Source organism: Pantoea hericii (assembly GCF_014155795.1).
Taxonomy (GTDB): domain Bacteria; phylum Pseudomonadota; class Gammaproteobacteria; order Enterobacterales; family Enterobacteriaceae; genus Pantoea; species Pantoea eucalypti.
The window spans coordinates 67,859-87,472 of sequence record NZ_SCKV01000001.1 but is presented as its reverse complement, the minus strand read 5'-3'; the positions used below and the strand labels follow the sequence as shown (position 1 = coordinate 87,472).

The window sequence follows — 19,614 nt, the reverse complement described above, 5'->3', positions numbered from 1 at the left end:
GATAACCTGAGCGTACAACTCCGCTCAGGCTATCCCGTCAGGTGATGATACCGACTGTCTGGCGCAGCTCTCTTCATCAGCGTCTCAGGTCGGGCACCGCCTGACTGAACAGATAGCCCTGGAGCTGATTACAGCCTGCATCCGCCAGTGCAGACATCTGCCCCTGTGTTTCCACGCCTTCTGCTGTGACCACCAGGCCCATGGGCTGACCCAGCTTCATCATCGATTCAATACTTGCTACTGAATTTTCCGCTACGCCGGGCGGGATAGTCCGACCGCTCGCTTGGGCCATTGAGGTAAATCTGCCGTATCATCGCGCATTTCCTGCCAACTTCGCTGCGATGGTTCATACTCATGGGCGCTAAATGTGTTACGAACGGATAGCCGTGCAGACAACGGTTACTGAGTTTGTCACTTCGCTGACAGCCTGAGGTTGCCAGCTGACTATAAGGGAAAATAATGCCATTGTTATTCGGTGAGTTATCTGGTTTCCCGTCATGGGTGCCTGTTGTATTACTCGTCTCGCTTTCGTTTATCGTGGGCTTCCTGGCCCGGCTTATCCTGCTGGCCTTTATCCGCTACTGGCAGAGTCGCGACAGAAAGCTGTTCAAATCCCTTGAGAAGCACCTTAGCGGGTCCATGTTCTTTTTCGTACCGCTATTAATGATCAATGTCGGGATTAACTACATTAACTTTCACCCTGAGTCGCTTGAGTTAATCACTAACATCATCAACGTCTTTATTATTATGTCATTCTGTTCGGTCCTGATACGGCTGACCAATGTGGCGCAGGATATGCTCTATATCCGCTATGACATTAATATTTCGAATAATCTTCGTGCACGAAAAATTCGTACGCAGATTATCTATGTCAAAAAAGTGGTTATTGTCATCCTGGTACTGTTCTGCATTTCACTGATACTGCTGAGCTTTCCTGGCGTCCGTAAATTCGGCACCACTATTCTGGCCGGTGCAGGTGTTGCCGGTATCATTATTGGTTTCGCCTTACAGAAGTCGCTGGTTAATCTGTTTGCCGGTATTCAGATCGCCTTTACCCAGCCTATCAAAATTGATGACGCGGTGGTGGTGGAAAAAGAGTGGGGCTGGATTGAGGAGATCAACCTGACCTATGTGGTGGTGCGCATCTGGGATTTGCGCCGTCTGGTGCTGCCAATTACTTACTTCACTGAGAATCCGTTTCAGAACTGGACGCGTAATAATGCCCAGATTTTAGGATCGGTATTTCTCTACGTGGATTACTCCATGCCGCTGGAGCCGCTGGAGCCGCTGCGCAGGCAGTTTGAAAAAGTCCTGAGTGAAACCAAACTCTGGGATGGGGAAACGTCTGTACTTCAGGTGACGGATACCACCGAAAAAACCATGACCATCAGGATGCTGATGACTGCCCAGAACTCGCCAATCGCTTTTGATCTGCGCTGTTACGTCCGGGAAAAGATGATTGAGTTTATTCAGCAGAATTACCCGGAAAGCCTGCCACAGGTGAGGGCGTCACTGACGGATAGCGGGGGTGAAAAGTCAGCAAGGGAAATAGCTGAATAGCGGGTTTTGAGGTGCGGAACGGCGTTTACTGTTGCAAACAGGCGTCAACGCGTAAAGCCTTAAACAGGCCATACCGACAGGGGGGCTTGTCGGTGCCGCCCGATGCCAGCGTATCGACCACCCTGGCGCCTGAGTCCGCAGAGGTGACAAAGAGCACGGCCACCATCGCCATGGCAATAAAGGAGAGCAGCGAGCTGAAGGGGAAGTGCTCAGGGAAGTTGAACAGTGCCAGCGTCTGATCGCTCACGATCCTCTGCGGCAGGTCAATGGCACCCTGCTGCACAATCAGCCAGATTGCGCTGTTGCCGAAAAAAGTCATCCAGCGCAGCGTAGCGACCGTTGCCGTGGTGGTGGCCACCCACAATCTGGCGTTTGGGTACTGACCGGCGTGCTGATTGCGTCGCTGAACTTTGCCACCAAAGTGGCCTGCTTTATGGCGGTCTCCTCGGTGCTGAAGGGCGAGACACGCACCTATACCGTAACCGGGCAGGTCTTCTTTGCCTCGGCTGACCGGTTTATCCATCACTTCGATTTCCACGAGGCGCTGGATCGCGTGGTCATCGACGTGTCGCTCGCCCATTTCTGGGACATCACGTCGGTCAGCGTGCTGAACCGCATCGTGATTAAGTTCCGTCGCAAAGGTGCCGAGGTGGACGTCAGAGGCATGAACGGGGCGATCCGCACTCTCGTTGACCGCTTTGGTGTGCATGACAAACCCGAAGAAGTTGAAAAGCTGATGGGCAGCCGCTAAACCGGATGTGCCGCTAGCCCTGATGCACGTGCTGGAAAAAAGATCCTCCCGCAGGTTCCGGACTGAATGAAAAAGCAGGCCTGTTAATGATTTTTCATTTGCATAATCGGCTGCTTACAAAATTCAGTAACGCGTTGACCTCGTATTCTTATTCTGGAAAACAAGAAGGCTGAAATGCCCTTTTTCCCCTGTCCTTCCGGTAATACCTTTCCAGGTAAAAACACAAAGCTTAATAAACCTTAAGATCTGAAGGTTATTTCTCTCTATTTATTCAGTTAACATGCTATTCCGTCTCATGTCTTTTAATTTGTACAATAAAATCAGAAGCGTGCGGAATAGGTTATCGCTTTTTTTCAGCAGAGCCTTTCAGGTTAGAGTCTGAATGATAACTTGGTGAATTATCAGGGTCTTAATTTACACGGCCAGATACAAATATTAAGGGAGGTGATCTGCATCAATAAATATCATTATTTAAGGGCGGGTGATGAAAGTGGCTCTAATAAATATCGTCGCTATGCCGATATGTAACGTAACCCTGAGGAAATGTCAGTCTCAGGTACTTTTCAACACCAGGATTATTAAAATGAATATTATAAAAAAAGTGTCAAAATTCAATATAGGCAGGAAACTTACTCTGGGGTTTTTGCTGGTTATACTGGCGTCACTGGCTATATCAGTCCTTGCTGCCCTCTGTTTTTTAAAAATCCAGGATAACTCGGAAAAGCGCGACGTCACGGTACAAATGGTTGATGCACTGGCGAAAGCGAGGCTGAACCGCACGCTATTTCAGTACACCCGCGACACTAAATTCATCGAACTCAACGGTGAGGCGATGAATCAGTTGTCTGCTTTGTACAAAAATCTTGAGAAATATTCCTGGTCAACAGGCGGTCGTGAAAAGCTTTCTGCGCTCAATACTGCTCTGGCTCAGTATCAGGAAAAGCGTCAGCACTTTCTCGCAAGCAACCACAGTGCAGCCCTTTCTCTGAATGATATTCAGGCTCTCGGACTGACGTCAGTGGCGGAAAAACTGGCTGCCCGACAGGCTTATGTCCCGGCAGACCTTACTGCACCCCTGCTGGCTCTCAGCCTCAAAACTGAACAGGCTGCATTTTATGTTCAGGCGTTCATGCATGGGCCAGATGCTTCCACACTGAATAAGTTTAACGAAATCAAAGACGGTTTTTCACCACTCGTCAGTCAGCTTAGTGGTCTCGCTGACACCTCACTCGGTGCGCTTCTGGCCGATGTGGCGCAAAAAGCCACCTCAGGCACCACGCTGTTAAATAATTATCTCCAGTCAGTGCAGGTCGAAAAACGCGCCTCAGATGAAATGACCGCAGCGGCGGGAAAACTGAATCAGTCAATCACTGACCTCGCGTTCTTTCAGTCTGAACAGGCTCAGAAATACATGCATACCGCACTGTGGCAGATTGGTTTTGCCACCCTTGTCTGTATCACTCTCAGTCTCCTGATTGCCTGGAGAATGACCCGCAGCATCACCGTTCCGCTGAGAGAGACGCTTTCTTCGGCACAGCGTATCGCTGAAGGTGACCTGACCGCCGAAATAACCAGTTCCCGTACTGATGAGCTTGGCGAACTGATGACTGCCATGGGTGCCATGAACCTGAGCCTGCGTAACATCATCTCCCGGGTCCGGGATGGGGTGAATAACGTCGCCCGCGCCTCGTCTGAGATTGCAGCAGGAAATACCGACCTCTCATCGCGCACAGAACAGCAGTCGGCTGCCGTGGTTGAGACGGCTGCCAGCATGGAGGAATTAACCTCCACCGTTAAGTTGAATGCGGAGAACGCCCATCACGCCAGTCAGCTGGCCACGGAGGCGTCGCACAATGCCAGCTGCGGCGGGGAAATCATCAGTGAGGTGATAACCACAATGGGCGGAATAAGTCAGAGCTCAGGCAAAATCGGCGAAATCATCACCGTTATTAACGGTATCGCTTTCCAGACGAATATTCTGGCGTTGAATGCGGCAGTAGAGGCCGCGCGCGCAGGTGAGCAGGGCCGGGGCTTTGCCGTTGTGGCAGGCGAAGTGCGCAATCTTGCACAGCGCAGTTCACTGGCCGCAAAAGAGATAGAAGTGCTGATTCGGGAATCACTGGACAGAGTGAGTAACGGTACTGAGCTGGTAAACCGCGCCGGCGTGACAATGGAGGGTATCGTCAGGTCCGTGACGCAGGTAAGGGACATCATGGGTGAAATTGCCGCTGCATCAGACGAACAGAATCGCGGCATTACCCAGATTGCACAGGCCATGACGGAAATGGATAGTACAACCCAGCAAAACGCTGCGCTGGTTGAGGAGTCTTCTGCTGCGGCCAGCAGTCTCGAAGAACAGGCGCTTGAGCTTGAAAAAACCGTTGCCGTTTTCCGTGTGCCGTCTTCTGGGGCGTTTACACCCAGGGCGCAGACCACCAGGCGCAACGTACAACCCTCAGTATCCCTGATGGCGTCGAAAGCAAACTGGGAAACCTTCTGATCATCGTTGTCCTGCATTCTGAGGGGCCGCCCGACGTCGTTTCTGGCATCCGGTGGTCTCCTTTCGGGTTTATGTCATCGGAGGTGGTAAATGTGTGACGATAACGCCGTTAATGCACTGCATGTTCACATTGGTAAGGCGGTGGAGGCTCTTTTTTATGATGGCGAGCCAGTCACCCGTGCAAAAGTCATTGCCCAACTATGTCTGTTGTTAGATGAAGAACCTGACTGCATCCTGCAAAACGAAATAGCAGGCGCAGTCAGCCTGCTCACTTACCCGTTCGCCACAAAATGAGAGTGAACGGGTTGCTACAATCCCTGGCGACAGAATTTTGCGTGCGATGAGAGGTTGATCTGAAGAGGACGTGGTTAACCTCCGCACTGCATTAATGATCGGGCGCACCCGATTTACTGTAGCAACAAACATTCAGATTTATTCCTGTGATCCTCAATCTTCCTGGCAACGAGGCTCGTTCAGACGAGCATAGGGAAAGGGTACGGCTGACCCGGTGGCTGAACGCATTACCGGCTGTAAGCTGTATCAGTCCGGATAAGCAAGCCTGTGAAATCGCTGAAAGATATCAGTAAGTATTTTGATGTATTCAGCGGGTCCGAGGCTGATGCAGCCCATTTTTCACAGTAATTTTATTAATTCAGACAGCCGCTTAAGGGACAGGTTATAACCTGCACGTGATTTTTAGCTTTTTTCCACTCTATGGTGTCCGGCAGTGATATGCAAGCGTTTCTCGCTTTTTCCTCTCATGGTGTCGCGTCATGTACGGGCGTCGCCGGTCGTGCCGCGTCGCCGGATTATCCGGAAAAGGTCAATTATCGTAATGAGTGCAAACTTCGATATCTCTCAAAAAACATAACAATAACTGCTTAGTTTCACCGTCTGACCATAAAGTGTGTTTTAGGATAGCCGATAAAAGAAAGGTATCTTGACATCTCCCTCGGGTAACCTCTCATGACAATTTTAAAGAAACTTACGCTGGTCTTTACCTTTACACTTCTGGCGCTGCTTTTTTTGGGCATTATCAGTATCCGCTCTCTGGGCGGCGCACAGGATCGGTTCGAGTATGTGGCGACCAACTCTCTGCCCAGCATTAACAAAATCAGTGAAATCTCTCAGCTTCGTGAAGAAGCAAGACGGCAGATACTGATGGGTCTTCTGGTTACCGATAAAGCGATATTTGAAAAGCATATGGTCACCGCAAAGGAATATCTGACCAAAACGCGCGAGGCAATGGATTATTATAAATCTCACCTGATTACAGACGATAACGACGGCCAGTTGATAAGCCAGACTATTCAGGATTTCGGCGTCTATCTCGAGAAAGTGAATAAGATGGTGGGCGTTTATCAGACCGGCGGCATTGATGCGGCCAGGGCTATGGTTTCCGATCAGGGAGAGACAGCGGCGGCATCGGTTGTGGTAAGCCAGAATCTGAAGGACATCCTGGCTTATAACTATCAGGTTGCCAACAAATTTGCAGCGGAAAATCATGCCGAGTATCTGCATACGTTATGGCTTCTGAGCAGCATTATTGCAGCCGCGGTGTTAATGACAGCCCTTTCTTCGTACTCTGTCCTGAGCTATATCAGAAAAGGCCTGCAGAATTTACAGAGCACCATGAAAACCATCGAGGAAACCCTGGACCTGACTCTTCGGGTAAATCTCAATAAAAAAGATGAACTGGGCGCAACGGCTGGCAGTTTTAATGCCCTTGTGACTAAGTTTCGGGAGGTTCTGTCAGGCGTCCGGGATGCCAGCAAAGAGGTGGATACGGCGTCAGAGGAAATCGCTCACAGCAATGATGATCTGTCATCACGCTCAGAGTCTCAGGCTTCTTCACTTGAGCAAACCGCAGCCAGTATGAACGAGCTGTCGGCCACCGTGAAACACAATATGGATAACGCGACAGAGGCGAATAACTTCATCGGTAAAGTGCAATCCATCGTCAACCATAGCAACCGTGAGCTGAATGATTTAACAAGTGCCATCAACGATATCTCTGTCTCTTCAAATAAGGTTTCAGAAATTATCTCCATTATTGATGGCATTGCGTTTCAGACCAACATTCTGGCGCTTAACGCTGCAGTGGAAGCCGCCCGTGCCGGGGAGCAGGGCAAGGGGTTTGCCGTGGTCGCCGGCGAGGTCCGCTCATTGTCACAGCGTTCTTCTGTAGCAGCCCAGGATATCCGGGGTCTGATTGAAGAAGCAATCCAGAATGTGGATAAAGGCGTGGTATACGCAGCGAATGTGACGTCGCGAATGAATGAAGCTCTGAGTGTTGTTGATGAAACGACGCAATTGATTAATCAGGTCAATACTTCCTCTAAAGAGCAGAGTTATGGGATCGACCAGGTGAACATTGCGGTCACGCAGATGGAAAGCAATCTGCAGCAGAATGCCGCAATGGTAGAGCAGATGTCTGCCGCTGCGGGCTCACTGAGTCAGCAGGCGGGCAGGCTGCTGACAGAGGTCAGCTCATTTAAGCTCTGAGCCAATCCGGATTCAGCCAGCGTTTATTACCGCACAGGCTGAGAACATAGCGTGACTGGCCCTGTTTTACCGGTTTCAATCCCGTGTAGGGCAGGGTGCAGCCTGAGGGTCAAAAAAATTTATTGCCGTCAAGGATGCGGGCTAAATGCGCTCAGAACGGAAGGCTCGCTTTGAGAATTATATCGACGCACGCAGCGGGCGATAATTTTGCGGTATCCAGCTGCAGATGATCCCTTCTCTAGGGTTCATAATCACGATCCATGACGGCCTGCCAGTCAGGCACTTTTAAGCCAGGAATTTCTGAGATTCTGTTCTCTACACGAGCCCGATGCTGTTCCGGATCCGAACAAAGGATTTCGATTTCCAGAAAGGGAACACCTGATGATAGTGCGATATCACGAAAACTATCTCGCACCAGATTAAGATCATTTACTGAGTCAGTGACAACGGGTAGTCCCAGTCTGAGATTCTCCCGCGCAAGCGCATAGAGGATGAAATAGCCTTCAGGGCCAATCTCTCTGAACGCTGCTGATTCATTACGCAGTACCTGTTCGATCGTATCGACGCGTAAATACACCGCTTTTAATTTTTCAGATAACATTTTAGCGACCGTGCTTTTTCCACAACCGGGAAGGCCACTGAATATGTACAGCATAACGACTCCTGTTTAAATCCGCGCTCCAGCGTTAAATTCTGACATGTTTGCAGAGCACGCTGCGCGCGATTATCCATACACATTACGAATGCGCATCACCCTTTGCCCGCAGCGAACGTGGGTGATTCTGCATAGCTATTTATCTGGCAAGGCTTCAACATTAGCAGAGCGGATTGCCGGGAGGTTTTGGGTAATCTTTTCCACAGGCCAGTCCCACCAGGCCAGCTTCTCGAGTATGGATATGGTCTCATCGTTAAAACGCTGCCTGATAACCCTGGCTGGATTACCCCCCACAATCGAATATGCCGGGACATCCGACGTGACGACAGAACGTAACGAAATGATCGCGCCGTTACCGATTTTAATGCCTGGCATAATCAGCGCCTGATAACCAATCCATACGTCATTGCCAATCACTGTATCGCCTTTATCAGGCAGGTCACTGGCGTGAGGCTGGCTTGCTTCCCATCCGTTTCCGAAGATGTAGAACGGATAAGTGGAGAACCCCGTCATGCTGTGGTTAGCCCCATTCATAATGAACTGAACGCCTTTCGCTATAGCGCAAAATTTTCCAATAATGAGTTTGTCGCCAATAAACGGGAAGTGATAAAGGACATTGCGCTCGAAGTTTTCTGCGCCTTCAGGGTCATCATAATACGTAAAATCACCGATGATGATGTTGGGGTTTTTCACCCTGTTTTTAATAAAACAAACTTGTGGGAAGCCTTCCATTGGATGGGGATTGGCCGGATCCGGTCCGTACATATTCTCTCCTTTACGTGCGGCTTTAGGTCGTTCCAGTGTATACCCTAATGCCCGTTGTCCTTTTCACAGACACAATGTAACCATGATGAGGGATAGATTCTGTCTGTGAAAAACTTCCGTTTCCTGATGTGCTGCTTATTAGAGTCTGGATAAATAATACGCAAAATTTTCATTCTCTGTTCATCCCTTTATTATCAATCATAGAGAATCAGAAACGATTTTATTAATGCCGTTTCGCCAGTGTGAAGCGTCACACGACGCCGTTTTCATAACGGCTGGTTTCAGATTTACCACTCAAAAATAAAATTTTTGCATTTTTGTCAGTTTATGCAGGGGCAAAGAGTTCTGATTTTCAGAATATTATATTTCAATTAAATCAAATAGTTATGCGTGTAAGAATCCTGGCTATATGGAAGGTTTGGTAGGAAAGCGAAACGCTGAGAAACATAACTTTACATTGGTTTTTTTATGTGACGCTCAGAAGGCCAGTAAAAGACGTTAATTTAATCAGATTGCTTAAAATTAACAGTGTAAATTTCGCTCGCCGGGCAAATTATCTATATCGCCATATACTGACAGCATATTCGTTGAACGAATATAACCGTCTTTTATTAACGCTAATTCATAGCGGCAGGGCTGGCACCATACCGGCGTTTTAGCACAGGAGAGAGTAAAATGGATCAAACCGCATTTATGATTGGGTTTTCGGTCATGGCCATTGCGTCACTGATTATTTACGTGACCGGTGATAAGAAATATCCCTTTGGTCACCATACACTCGTGCACGCGTCAGTGCCGTTTATTGCCGCCACAGCCTATCTGGCCATGGCGTTTGGGTTTGGCAATCTCACGCTGGACAGTGGCACGATAGTGTACCTGGCGCGTTACGCTGACTGGTCCATCACCACGCCTCTCTTACTGGCCGGGTTGGTCATGCTGGCTTTCCATGAACAGGGTAAACCAGGAGAAATGGGCGGCTTTCTGACTGCCATCATTGTGCTGGATGTGATGATGATTATCACCGGCCTGGTCTCTTCCCTGGCGGAAAATCCTGTCGCGAAATGGGTGTGGTATTCATGGTCGTGTGCGGCATTTCTGGGCGTTGTTTATCTGCTCTGGGGGCCACTGCGCGCACTGGCCGCGACGCGAGGCAACGCGCTGGCAGGTGCCTACAACAAGAATGTAGCCTTGCTGACCCTCGTGTGGTTTATCTATCCGATCGTTTTTCTGGTCGGTCCGGAAGGTCTCAGTGTCATCACTGATGCGACATCTGTTCAGGCATTCCTGATTCTGGATATTATCGCTAAAGTTTTCTACGCCTTCTACGCTGCGGCTAATATGAAAAAAGCGCTCTCTCATACTACGCCTGTTGGTGCTGTGAGGAGATGACAGCCCAGGTGCGGTTCGGCTGGGCAGGACTCTGGGGGGCAGCGCTCGCTGCCTCTTTCAGCCCCCCTGCGGGGCAAGTGCTGTTTGCGACCCTGGCCATTGGCGTTATCGGCATGGCACACGGTGCCAGCGATCTTGACGTCGTTAAACGCGAGCGTCAGTTCCCGTTTCTTGCCGCCTATGGACTGGTCATCTTGATCTGTCTGTTCTGGTGGCACGGTGCTCCGGCGCTGGCGTTGCCCGTTTTTCTTCTGGCATCTGCCCTGCATTTTGCGCTTGAAGACGCCCCTGATGGACGCAGCCCCGAACGTCTGGCGCGGGGGATAAGTATGATAGCGGCCCCAGCGACACTGCATCTGCAGGCATTTAGCGCAATTCTGCATGAGGCGGCACCAGGATTTTCAATGCCGGACGCTCTTGCTGTGGGCATTGCCATTACAGGGGGACTCTGTGCGTCAGGGCTTATTTTTGCGGGTTTCGTTCGTCAGGACAGGCGTCTTCTGACGGGTACACTGGCGTTGTTACTGCTTCCACCTTTCGTCGGTTTTTCAATGGGATTCTTAATTTTACATGCGCTGCCGCAAACCCGACAGCGGCGCGATCAGCTGAAGTGCACCAGCTATCTCCGCTACCTGCAAGCCACCTGGCCGGTACTGACGGCGGCTCTTCTGCTGGCTGCGGGAACCATTGTGGTGATGCATCCTGTGGACAACGCGGGAATTCAGCCATTGTTTGCTGTACTGGCCGCACTGGCAATCCCGCATATGCTCATTACGCCCTGGTTTGAATCACGGCATCCGGCGTGAAACCGTCCCGCTAATAGGGTAGACGCCCCTGCATTCACCTCTCCTTCACCCCCGCGTCACGGTTCTGTCATCTGCTTCCCTCAGGCTAACACCATCCCGCAGCGTCTTATCACTGCGTTCCCACTCTGTAACCCGTGAGGATTTCATCGTGATGGAGTTATCCAGACATCCGACCACTGTTTATCAGGCTGTTGCCGCACAACTGGAGCAGGCGCTGAAAGAGCGCTACCGCTGCGGCGACTATCTTCCTTCCGAGCAGCAGCTGGCCGATCACTACGAGGTCAACCGCCACACGCTGCGCCGGGCTGTCGATGAGCTGGTGCACAAAGGGCTGCTGCAGCGCCGTCACGGTGTTGGCATCCTGGTATTGATGCGTCCTTATGACTATCCGCTGCATGCCCAGGCGCGCTTCAGTCAGAACCTGATGGAGCAGGGGAGTCACCCGACCAGCGAACGGCTGCTGGCGGTACTGCGTCCGGCCAGCAACGACGTCGCCAATGCGCTGGGCGTGAAAGAGGGCGACAACGTCATTCATCTGCGCACCCTGCGTCGCGCCAATGGCGTGCCGCTCTGCCTGATTAATCATTTCCTCGCCGACCTCAGCTGGTGGCCGCAGCTTCAGCAATTTAACAGCGGCTCGCTGCACGACTTCTTAGTGGAACACACCGGCAAACAGCTGGTGCGCACTCAGACGCGTATCAGCACCCGCCGGGCGCAGGCCAAAGAGTGCCGGCAGCTCGACATCGCCCTGCATGCGCCGCTGCTCTGCGTGCGGACGCTCAACAAAACCAGTGATGGCGCGGTGGCGGAATACTCCGTCAGCCTGACGCGCGGCGACATGATCGAACTGACTCTGGAGCACTAATGGAACAGCAAACAGATCGCCAGCGCTGGCTGTCGGTACTGGCGCACAGCAGCGCCGCCTTGCTTGAAGCGCACTGGCAGGCGCTTAGCCTCCAGCCCGAATTCACCCTGGTCCGTCCGGCAGAGATTGGGCTGACGCGACTCCAGGCGCGGATGGGCGCTACCGGCAAACGCTTTGTCATGGGCGATGCCACGGTGACACGTGCGGTGGTGCAACTGAGCGACGGTACCCTGGGTTACAGCTATCTGCTGGGGCGCGACAAAGCCCATGCCGAACGCTGCGCCCTGCTGGATGCGCTGTTGCAGCAGCCGGAAACACGGCAGTTGCTGGAAGAGAAGATTATTACCCCGCTGGCGGCGTGGCGCGAGGAGCAGCGACAGCTGCGCGCCCGTGAAATCGCCAGCAGCAAAGTGGATTTCTTTACGCTGGTTCGCGGAGATAACTGATGACTTTACTGGCAAGTTTTAACCATCCGGTCGCGGATGCGCAGCGTGCGTTTCGCCGTATTTTGAAAGCGATGAGCGAGCCGGGCGTGATGGTCTCGCTGCCGCTGCAGCAGGGCTGGGGCGCACTGTCACCGGCGGCCACAGCATTGCTGCTGACGCTGGTCGATCAGGAAAGTCCGGTCTGGCTGGATGCGCAAATTGACAATGAACAGCTGCGTAACAATCTGCGCTTCCATACCGGTGCACCCATCACTACGCAGCAGGACGCCCCCTTCGCCCTGAGCCATGCAACAGCGCAGCCCGATCCGACGCAGTTCGCGGCGGGTGACAATATGTCGCCGGAGAAAAGCACCACGCTGATTATCGAAGTGCCGTCGCTGAATGGCGGATTAACGCTGCGCCTCTCCGGCCCTGGCCTGCGGGAAACCCGTGCTATTGCACCACAGCTGCCGGAAAGCGTGCTGGAATATCTGCGCACCCGTCCGCATCCGTTCCCGCAGGGCGTGGATCTGATCTTCACCTGTGGCGAAGCGATCATGGCCGTGCCGCGCACCACCGTTGTGGAGGTGTGCTGATGTATGTCGCGGTGAAAGGGGGCGAAAAAGCCATCTCTAATGCCCATCAGTTACAGGCCGATCTGCGACGGGGCGATCGGGCAGTAGCGGAACTCGGCTGCGATCAGGTGGCGCAGCAGCTGGGGCTGGCGGTGGATCGGGTAATGACCGAAGGCGGCATATACGATCCTGAACTGGCGGCGCTGGCGATTAAGCAGGCCAGTGGCGATCTGGTCGAGGCGATTTTTCTGCTGCGTGCCTATCGCACCACGCTGCCACGTCTGGCAGAGAGCACGCCGCTGGCGACCGGTTCGATGCGCATCGAACGCCGCATCTCGGCGGTCTATAAAGATCTGCCGGGCGGCCAGGTGCTGGGGCCAACCTATGACTATAGCCACCGTCTGCTCGACTTCACCCTGCTGGCAAACGGTGAAACGCCTGCCGCGCCGCGTGACGACCGTTCGGTGCCGGATCAGTGTCCGCACATGTTCAGCATGATGACTGAAGAAGGACTGGCCACCGCCGAGAGTGATGACGGCAGCGAGCCGGTTGATATCACCCGCGAGCCAATGCGCTTTCCTGCTTCGCGCGCTGCACGGCTGCAACAGCTGGTGCGCGGCGATGAAGGTTTTCTGCTGGCGCTGGGCTATTCGACCCAGCGCGGCTATGGCCGTACCCATCCCTTTGCCGGCGAGATCCGCACCGGCTATCTCAGCGTCAGCATCTGTCCCGAAGAGCTGGGCTTTGAGCTGGAGATTGGGGAAGTGCTGCTGACCGAATGTGAAATGGTCAACGGCGTCGCCCACAGTGATGACGCCGCGCCGCAGTTTACCCGTGGCTACGGGCTGGTGTTTGGCCGTGCCGAACGCAAGGCGATGGCGATGGCGCTGGTGGATCGGGCGCTGCAAAGCCGCGAGCAGAATGAGCGCGTGACCAGCCCGGCGCAGGACGAAGAGTTTGTGCTGTCGCACGCCGACAACGTCGAAGCCGCGGGCTTTGTCTCGCATCTCAAGCTGCCGCACTACGTCGATTTCCAGGCTGAGCTGGAGTTGCTGAAACAACTGCAGCACGATTATCAGGAGCGCAACCATGGCTGAACTCACCGGCTATAACAATGGCTATCTCGATGAGCAGACCAAACGCACCATCCGTCGCGCCATCCTGAAAGCGGTGGCGATCCCCGGCTATCAGGTGCCGTTCGCCGGACGCGAGATGCCAATGCCTTACGGCTGGGGTACAGGCGGCATCCAGATTACCGCCAGCGTGATTGGCGATCAGGATGTGCTGAAGGTGATCGATCAGGGCGCTGATGACACCACCAATGCGGTGTCAATACGTCAGTTCTTTAAGCGGGTCAGCGGGGCCGCAACCACCGAACGCACCGCCGATGCCACCCTGATCCAGACCCGGCACCGCATCCCGGAAACGCCGCTGGAGGAAGACCAGATCCTGATATTCCAGGTGCCGATTCCAGAGCCGCTGCGTTTTATCGAACCGCGCGAAACCGAGACCCGCACCATGCATGCGCTGGAGGAGTACGGCATCATGCAGGTGAAGCTGTATGAAGATATCGCCCGCTATGGCCATATCGCCACGACCTACGCCTATCCGGTCCGGGTTAACGATCGCTACGTGATGGATCCGTCGCCGATCCCCAAATTCGACAACCCGAAAATGCACATGATGCCCGCGCTGCAGCTGTTTGGTGCCGGGCGTGAAAAGCGCATCTACGCCTTGCCGCCTTATACCCGCGTGGAGAGCCTGGACTTCGACGATCACCCCTTCACCGTGCAGCAGTGGGATGAACCCTGCGCGCTGTGCGGATCGCGCCACAGCTACCTCGATGAGGTGGTGATGGACGATCAGGGAACGCGGATGTTTGTCTGCTCCGACACCGACTTTTGCCATCAGCAGCAGGAACAGCAACATGCACAGTGAACAGCCGCTGCTTGCGGTGAACCAGCTCACCCATCTTTATGCGCCGGGCAAAGGGTTTGAGCAGGTCAGTTTTGATCTCTGGCCTGGCGAAGTACTGGGGATTGTCGGCGAGTCCGGCTCCGGTAAAACCACGCTGCTGAAGAGCCTGTCGGCCCGTCTGACGCCGCAGCAGGGCAGCATTCACTATCAGAACCGCGACCTCTATGAGATGAGTGAAAGCGACCGCCGTCGCCTGCTGCGCACCGAGTGGGGCGTGGTGCATCAGCATCCGATGGACGGGCTGCGTGCGCAGGTCAGCGCGGGCGGTAACATTGGCGAACGGCTGATGGCGACCGGCCAGCGGAACTATGGCGACATCCGCGCCGAGGCGAGCCGCTGGCTGCAGGCGGTGGAGATTGATGCCAGTCGCATCGACGATCTGCCGACCACTTTTTCCGGCGGGATGCAGCAGCGTCTGCAGATTGCCCGCAACCTGGTGACGCAGCCTCAGCTGATGTTTATGGATGAGCCGACCGGCGGGCTGGATGTCTCGGTGCAGGCGCGACTACTGGATCTGCTGCGCACCCTGGTGCGCGAGCTGAATCTGGCGGTGGTGATTGTCACCCACGATCTCGGGGTGGCGCGACTGCTGGCGCATCGCCTGCTGGTGATGAAACAGGGGCGGGTGGTGGAGAGCGGTCTGACTGACCGTGTTCTGGACGATCCTCATCATCCTTACACTCAACTGCTGGTCTCTTCGGTGCTCAACTAAATGACAACGCTCACTCCGCGCCTGCGGGTAGAAAATCTGTGTAAAACCTTTGTGCTGCACAACCAGAACGGCGCGGCGCTGCCGGTGCTGCACAACGCCAGCCTGATGGTGGGCGAGGGCGAATGCGTGGTACTGCACGGTCATTCCGGCAGTGGCAAATCCACGCTGCTGCGCGCGCTTTACGGCAACTATCAGCCCGACAGCGGTCATATACGGGTTGCACATCAGGGTGAATGGATCGACATGGCGCAGGCATCAGCGCGCCAGATTATCGCCCTGCGTCGCGACACGCTGGGCTGGGTCAGCCAGTTTCTGCGGGTGATCCCACGCGTGCCGACGCTGGAGATTGTGATGCAGCCGCTGCTGGAGCGCGGCGTTGATCGAGAATTCTGCGAAGCGCGGGCCGCCGAACTGCTCAGCCGGCTGAATGTGCCGCAGCGTCTCTGGTCGCTCGCCCCGTCTACCTTTTCTGGCGGTGAGCAGCAGCGCGTGAATATCGCACGCGGCTTTATCGCCGATTATCCGGTGCTGCTGCTGGATGAACCCACTGCCTCGCTCGACAACGTCAACAGCGAGGCGGTGGTGAGCTTAATTGAACAGGCGCGCGCACGTGGTGCCGCCATCGTCGGTATTTTTCACGATCGGGCGGTGCGCGAGCGGGTCGCCGACCGGCTGCACCTGATGCACCCGATCGACACAGGAGTGCAGGCATGATCATCAATAACGTCAGACTGGTGCTGGAAAATGAAGTGGTCAGCGGGTCACTGGAGTTCCGCGATGAGCGCATTAGCAGCTTCAGCGAAACCACCAGCCAGCAGCCCGGTGCGCTGGATGGTGAAGGTGCCTGGCTGCTGCCAGGTCTGGTGGAACTGCACACCGATAACCTCGACAAGTTTTTCACCCCGCGCCCGAAAGTGGACTGGCCCGCACACTCGGCGATGAGCAGCCACGATGCGCTGATGGTTTCCAGCGGCATTACCACGGTGCTGGACGCGATCGGCGTCGGGGATGTGCGCGACGGCGGGCACCGGCTGGATAACCTCAGCAAGATGATCAACGCCATCCGCGACAGCAACCGCAAGGGACTGAACCGGGCTGAGCATCTGCTGCATCTGCGCTGTGAACTGCCGCATCCTACCACTGCGCCGCTGTTTGAAGCGCTGATGGGCACGCCGGAGCTGGCGCTGGTGTCGCTGATGGACCATTCGCCGGGCCAGCGTCAGTACGCGTCGCTAACCAAATATCGCGAATATTATCAGGGTAAATATCAGCTTAATGACGCCGAGATGGATCAGTTCGAGCATGACCAGCTCACCCTCGCGGCAGCGTGGTCGCAGCCCAATCGTCAGGCGATTGCCGGACTGTGCCGGGAACATGGCATCGCCATTGCCAGCCATGATGACGCCACCGCCGCGCATGTGGAAGAGTCCCATGCGGCAGGCAGTCGCATTGCGGAGTTTCCGACCACGCTGGAAGCTGCACGTGCCTCACGCTATCGCAACATGCAGGTGCTGATGGGTGCACCCAACATCGTGCGCGGCGGCTCGCACTCCGGCAACGTCGCCGCCTGGGAACTGGCGTCACACGGCTTGCTGAACATTCTGTCGTCCGATTACTACCCGGCCAGCCTGCTGGATGCCGCGTTCCGGCTGGCGGATGACGAGCGCAACAGCCTGGGCATGGCGCAGGCCATCGCGCTGGTGACCTGTAATCCGGCCCGCGCATTAGGATTGGAGGATCGCGGCGTCATCGCGGAAGGTTGCCGCGCCGACCTGGTGCTGGCGCACACCGCACACGGCTACCCGCACGTGCGGCACGTCTGGAGCAAAGGCCGGCAGGTGTACTGATGGCGCGGCTGATCTGGCTCACCGGTCCCTCCGGCTCCGGCAAGGATAGCCTGCTGGATGCGCTGCGGGAGGCACCGCCGCCCAAACTGTTGATCGCCCATCGCTACATCACCCGCGCCGCCGATGCGGGCGGTGAAAACCATGTGGCACTCACCGAGTCGGAGTTTGCCCGCCGCGCCGCGCTCGGTCTGTTTGCCGTAAGCTGGGAAGCCCACGGTTTCCGCTACGGCATTGGCTGTGAGACAGAACAGTGGCTGCTGCGTGGACAGAATGTGGTGGTGAACGGGTCGCGGCTGCATCTGGCTCAGGCACAGGCCCGCTTTGGCTCACAGCTGCTGCCGGTCTGTCTGCAGGTGTCGCCCGCTGTGCTGGCGGCGCGGCTGCGTCAGCGTGGACGGGAAGATGAGGCGGAGATTGCCCGGCGGCTGGCGCGTGCTGCCCAGCCGCAGCCCGACGGCTGTCTGATCCTCAACAACGACGGCGCGCTGGCGGAAACCGTCTGCCAGCTTCGCCAGATACTGGAGGCGCATCAATGACATCGACTTTTCCGGCACGGGCAGTAAGCGCCCGGCAGCGATATACGCGACCAGGAGCGCATCCATGAAACTCACTTTTCTTGGCACTGGCGGTGTGACTGCCGCGCCGCTGCCGGGCTGCGACTGTCACGCCTGTCAGCGGGCGCAGCGTAACAGCACTCATGCACGGGCGCCCTGCAGTGCGCTGATTGAGTCTGGCCACGAACGCATCCTGCTGGATGCCGGTCTGCCGCTGCTGGCATCACGCTTTCCGCCTGGCTCGCTGACCCGCATTCTGTTGACGCATTATCACATGGATCATGTTCAGGGCCTGTTTGCGCTGCGCTGGGGCGTGGGCGCGCCGATTCCGGTCTGGGGACCGCCCGATCCGCGTGGCTGTGACGATCTCTACAAACACCCTGGCCTGCTGGATTTCCGTCCCGCTTTAACCCCTTTTGTGGCGCATGCCTTTGGCGAGCTGCAGGTTACGCCGCTGCCGCTGCAGCATTCAAAGCTGACGCACGGTTATCTGTTTGACTGGCATGACACCCGGCTCGCCTGGCTGTGTGATACCTGCGGACTGCCGCCCGACACCGCCGACTTCCTGCGCGGCCAGCCGCTGGATCAACTGGTGATTGACTGCAACGATCCACCCCGTGCAGAGCCTCGAAATCACAATGATCTGACCCAGGCGCTGGCGATAGCAGAGAGGCTCAAGCCGCGTCAGACCTGGCTCACTCACCTCAGTCATGAGATGGATAACTGGTTAGCCGAAAACCCGTTGCCAGAAGGCGTGCTGCCAGCCCGTGACGGCCAGACTTTGCTGTGCGGCGCGCACTGGCCTGTCACGGTTTGATCATCTGGCTGTCATCTCGTGTTCATCGCGTCACGCCTTAATAACCGGCAGAACGCAATCAGCGATGACGGAGAACACCATGGCACAGGCACTTCTGAAAACGGTGGTCGACAACGATCTGCCACCGGCCAGCCTCAGCGGACAAAAAGTGTTGTCGGTGCAGAAACTGAGTAAAGCCTATGGCGACACGCAGGTGCTGGATCAGGTCAGTTTCGACCTGCACGCCGGTGAGCTGGTGGCGGTGATTGGCCGCTCTGGTGCGGGTAAATCGACACTGCTGCACATGCTCAACGGCACAATTAACGCGACGTCCGGTGCGATTATCAGTCTGCATCAGGGCGAAGCAGATCGTAACGTGGTCACGCTTAACAGCCGCCAGCTGCGCGAATGGCGCAGTCAGTGCGGCATGATCTTTCAGGATTTCTGTCTGGTGCCGCGCCTCGACGTGCTGACCAACGTGCTGCTGGGCCGCCTGAGCCAGACCAGCACGCTGAAATCCTTCTTCAAAATCTTTTCTGACCAGGACCGCGCGCACGCCATCGAACTGCTGCAGTGGATGAACATGCTGCCGCAGGCGCTGCAGCGGGCCGAAAATCTCTCAGGCGGACAGATGCAGCGCGTGGCGATCTGCCGCGCCCTGATGCAGAACCCCAAAATCCTGCTGGCTGATGAGCCGGTGGCCTCACTCGACCCTAAAAATACCAAACGCATTATGGATGTGCTGCGCCAGGTCAGCGAGCAGGGCATCAGCGTGATGGTCAACCTGCACTCGATTGAGCTGGTCAAAAGCTACTGCACCCGGGTTATTGGCATTCAGCGCGGTGTCGTGCTGTTTGATGGCCATCCTTCCCGACTCACCGACAGCCTGTTGCACCAGCTGTACGGCGATGAACTTAACCAAATCCATTAAC

General features: G+C 55.2%; 18 protein-coding genes and 4 pseudogenes. 18 read left to right on the top strand and 4 right to left on the bottom strand.

The genetic code is table 11. The annotated features are described in order from the left end of the window. Positions 1-76: 76 nt before the first annotated feature. A pseudogene (locus H7K52_RS00470) lies at positions 77-259 on the bottom strand (EAL domain-containing protein); the annotation flags it as partial. Between the two features lie 200 nt (positions 260-459). Between H7K52_RS00470 and H7K52_RS00465 the strand changes: the two are divergent. Then, positions 460-1,560: a mechanosensitive ion channel family protein gene (locus H7K52_RS00465; protein WP_182629491.1), complete on the top strand. Its 1,101-nt coding sequence runs from the start codon at positions 460-462 to the stop codon at positions 1,558-1,560. A 55-nt stretch (positions 1,561-1,615) separates the two neighbouring features. Here the strand turns inward: H7K52_RS00465 and H7K52_RS18835 are convergent. Continuing rightward, positions 1,616-1,891, bottom strand: a pseudogene (locus tag H7K52_RS18835) (BCCT family transporter); the annotation flags it as partial. On the opposite strand from H7K52_RS18835, the pseudogene H7K52_RS18830 reads away from it, so the two are divergent. The 4 genes and pseudogenes from H7K52_RS18830 to H7K52_RS00445 all read left to right on the top strand — a co-directional run. Next, positions 1,890-2,311, top strand: a pseudogene (locus H7K52_RS18830) (STAS domain-containing protein); the annotation flags it as partial. The pseudogenes H7K52_RS18835 and H7K52_RS18830 overlap by 2 nt on opposite strands. 583 nt (positions 2,312-2,894) lie before the next feature. Then, positions 2,895-4,811 carry a methyl-accepting chemotaxis protein gene (locus H7K52_RS00455; protein WP_182629489.1) on the top strand — a complete coding sequence of 639 codons (1,917 nt, stop codon included), beginning with the start codon at positions 2,895-2,897 and terminating at the stop codon, positions 4,809-4,811. A gap of 90 nt (positions 4,812-4,901) precedes the next feature. Then, complete coding sequence (locus tag H7K52_RS00450; protein ID WP_003852422.1) at positions 4,902-5,105, top strand: hypothetical protein; 204 nt, start codon at positions 4,902-4,904, stop codon at positions 5,103-5,105. A gap of 672 nt (positions 5,106-5,777) precedes the next feature. Continuing rightward, positions 5,778-7,316, top strand: a complete 1,539-nt coding sequence (locus H7K52_RS00445) for a methyl-accepting chemotaxis protein (RefSeq protein WP_003852423.1) — start codon at positions 5,778-5,780, stop codon at positions 7,314-7,316. A 151-nt stretch (positions 7,317-7,467) separates the two neighbouring features. On the opposite strand, the pseudogene H7K52_RS00440 reads toward H7K52_RS00445, so the two are convergent. Both H7K52_RS00440 and H7K52_RS00435 read right to left on the bottom strand, forming a co-directional pair. After that, positions 7,468-7,971: pseudogene (locus H7K52_RS00440) on the bottom strand (P-loop nucleotide/nucleoside kinase family protein). A 135-nt stretch (positions 7,972-8,106) separates the two neighbouring features. Beyond that, positions 8,107-8,736, bottom strand: a complete 630-nt coding sequence (locus H7K52_RS00435; protein WP_003852426.1) for a Vat family streptogramin A O-acetyltransferase — start codon at positions 8,734-8,736, stop codon at positions 8,107-8,109. 675 nt (positions 8,737-9,411) lie between these two features. On the opposite strand from H7K52_RS00435, the gene H7K52_RS00430 reads away from it, so the two are divergent. The 13 genes from H7K52_RS00430 (at position 9,412) to phnC (ending at position 19,613) form a co-directional block, all read left to right on the top strand. Next, on the top strand, positions 9,412-10,125 hold the full coding sequence (locus tag H7K52_RS00430) for a bacteriorhodopsin (protein ID WP_003852428.1): 714 nt from the start codon (positions 9,412-9,414) through the stop codon (positions 10,123-10,125). Next, positions 10,122-10,931, top strand: coding sequence for a Brp/Blh family beta-carotene 15,15'-dioxygenase (locus H7K52_RS00425; protein WP_008926907.1), 810 nt, complete (start codon positions 10,122-10,124; stop codon positions 10,929-10,931). Before H7K52_RS00430 ends, H7K52_RS00425 begins: the two co-directional genes overlap by 4 nt. A 151-nt stretch (positions 10,932-11,082) precedes the next feature. Then, entirely contained in the window at positions 11,083-11,796 is a 714-nt protein-coding gene (gene phnF / locus H7K52_RS00420) for a phosphonate metabolism transcriptional regulator PhnF (RefSeq protein WP_003852432.1), read from the top strand. After that, on the top strand, positions 11,796-12,242 hold the full coding sequence (gene phnG, locus H7K52_RS00415) for a phosphonate C-P lyase system protein PhnG (protein WP_008926906.1): 447 nt from the start codon (positions 11,796-11,798) through the stop codon (positions 12,240-12,242). Before phnF ends, phnG begins: the two co-directional genes overlap by 1 nt. Further along, the gene (gene phnH, locus H7K52_RS00410) at positions 12,242-12,817 is read left to right on the top strand and encodes a phosphonate C-P lyase system protein PhnH (RefSeq protein ID WP_008926905.1); all 576 of its coding nucleotides are present in this window, start codon (positions 12,242-12,244) and stop codon (positions 12,815-12,817) included. The genes phnG and phnH overlap by 1 nt, the downstream gene beginning before the upstream one ends. Then, a complete protein-coding gene (locus tag H7K52_RS00405; protein ID WP_078805173.1) occupies positions 12,817-13,893 on the top strand; it encodes a carbon-phosphorus lyase complex subunit in 1,077 nt (358 codons plus the stop codon). Before phnH ends, H7K52_RS00405 begins: the two co-directional genes overlap by 1 nt. Next, the gene (locus tag H7K52_RS00400) at positions 13,886-14,734 is read left to right on the top strand and encodes an alpha-D-ribose 1-methylphosphonate 5-phosphate C-P-lyase PhnJ (protein ID WP_008926903.1); all 849 of its coding nucleotides are present in this window, start codon (positions 13,886-13,888) and stop codon (positions 14,732-14,734) included. The genes H7K52_RS00405 and H7K52_RS00400 overlap by 8 nt, the downstream gene beginning before the upstream one ends. Continuing rightward, on the top strand, positions 14,724-15,485 hold the full coding sequence (gene phnK / locus H7K52_RS00395; RefSeq protein ID WP_182629488.1) for a phosphonate C-P lyase system protein PhnK: 762 nt from the start codon (positions 14,724-14,726) through the stop codon (positions 15,483-15,485). Before H7K52_RS00400 ends, phnK begins: the two co-directional genes overlap by 11 nt. Then, on the top strand, positions 15,486-16,199 hold the full coding sequence (phnL, locus tag H7K52_RS00390; protein ID WP_182629487.1) for a phosphonate C-P lyase system protein PhnL: 714 nt from the start codon (positions 15,486-15,488) through the stop codon (positions 16,197-16,199). Continuing rightward, entirely contained in the window at positions 16,196-17,332 is a 1,137-nt protein-coding gene (phnM, locus tag H7K52_RS00385) for an alpha-D-ribose 1-methylphosphonate 5-triphosphate diphosphatase (RefSeq protein WP_182629486.1), read from the top strand. The genes phnL and phnM overlap by 4 nt, the downstream gene beginning before the upstream one ends. Then, positions 17,332-17,868 carry a ribose 1,5-bisphosphokinase gene (gene phnN, locus H7K52_RS00380; RefSeq protein ID WP_182629485.1) on the top strand — a complete coding sequence of 179 codons (537 nt, stop codon included), beginning with the start codon at positions 17,332-17,334 and terminating at the stop codon, positions 17,866-17,868. The genes phnM and phnN overlap by 1 nt, the downstream gene beginning before the upstream one ends. Positions 17,869-17,932: 64 nt before the next feature. Beyond that, positions 17,933-18,703 (top strand): phosphonate metabolism protein PhnP, encoded by a 771-nt coding sequence (gene phnP, locus H7K52_RS00375; RefSeq protein WP_008926900.1) that lies wholly within the window; start codon positions 17,933-17,935, stop codon positions 18,701-18,703. Between the two features lie 79 nt (positions 18,704-18,782). Continuing rightward, entirely contained in the window at positions 18,783-19,613 is an 831-nt protein-coding gene (gene phnC / locus H7K52_RS00370; RefSeq protein ID WP_003852452.1) for a phosphonate ABC transporter ATP-binding protein, read from the top strand. Position 19,614: the final 1 nt, after the last annotated feature.

Bases quoted from the DNA above. Each gene is read 5' to 3' on its own strand.
- H7K52_RS00465 (WP_182629491.1), top strand. From the start codon at position 460: ATGCCATTGTTATTCGGTGAGTTATCTGGTTTCCCGTCATGGGTGCCT.
- H7K52_RS00455 (WP_182629489.1), top strand. From the start codon at position 2,895: ATGAATATTATAAAAAAAGTGTCAAAATTCAATATAGGCAGGAAACTT.
- H7K52_RS00450 (WP_003852422.1), top strand. From the start codon at position 4,902: ATGTGTGACGATAACGCCGTTAATGCACTGCATGTTCACATTGGTAAG.
- H7K52_RS00445 (WP_003852423.1), top strand. From the start codon at position 5,778: ATGACAATTTTAAAGAAACTTACGCTGGTCTTTACCTTTACACTTCTG.
- H7K52_RS00435 (WP_003852426.1), bottom strand. From the start codon at position 8,736: ATGTACGGACCGGATCCGGCCAATCCCCATCCAATGGAAGGCTTCCCA.
- H7K52_RS00430 (WP_003852428.1), top strand. From the start codon at position 9,412: ATGGATCAAACCGCATTTATGATTGGGTTTTCGGTCATGGCCATTGCG.
- H7K52_RS00425 (WP_008926907.1), top strand. From the start codon at position 10,122: ATGACAGCCCAGGTGCGGTTCGGCTGGGCAGGACTCTGGGGGGCAGCG.
- phnF (WP_003852432.1), top strand. From the start codon at position 11,083: ATGGAGTTATCCAGACATCCGACCACTGTTTATCAGGCTGTTGCCGCA.
- phnG (WP_008926906.1), top strand. From the start codon at position 11,796: ATGGAACAGCAAACAGATCGCCAGCGCTGGCTGTCGGTACTGGCGCAC.
- phnH (WP_008926905.1), top strand. From the start codon at position 12,242: ATGACTTTACTGGCAAGTTTTAACCATCCGGTCGCGGATGCGCAGCGT.
- H7K52_RS00405 (WP_078805173.1), top strand. From the start codon at position 12,817: ATGTATGTCGCGGTGAAAGGGGGCGAAAAAGCCATCTCTAATGCCCAT.
- H7K52_RS00400 (WP_008926903.1), top strand. From the start codon at position 13,886: ATGGCTGAACTCACCGGCTATAACAATGGCTATCTCGATGAGCAGACC.
- phnK (WP_182629488.1), top strand. From the start codon at position 14,724: ATGCACAGTGAACAGCCGCTGCTTGCGGTGAACCAGCTCACCCATCTT.
- phnL (WP_182629487.1), top strand. From the start codon at position 15,486: ATGACAACGCTCACTCCGCGCCTGCGGGTAGAAAATCTGTGTAAAACC.
- phnM (WP_182629486.1), top strand. From the start codon at position 16,196: ATGATCATCAATAACGTCAGACTGGTGCTGGAAAATGAAGTGGTCAGC.
- phnN (WP_182629485.1), top strand. From the start codon at position 17,332: ATGGCGCGGCTGATCTGGCTCACCGGTCCCTCCGGCTCCGGCAAGGAT.
- phnP (WP_008926900.1), top strand. From the start codon at position 17,933: ATGAAACTCACTTTTCTTGGCACTGGCGGTGTGACTGCCGCGCCGCTG.
- phnC (WP_003852452.1), top strand. From the start codon at position 18,783: ATGGCACAGGCACTTCTGAAAACGGTGGTCGACAACGATCTGCCACCG.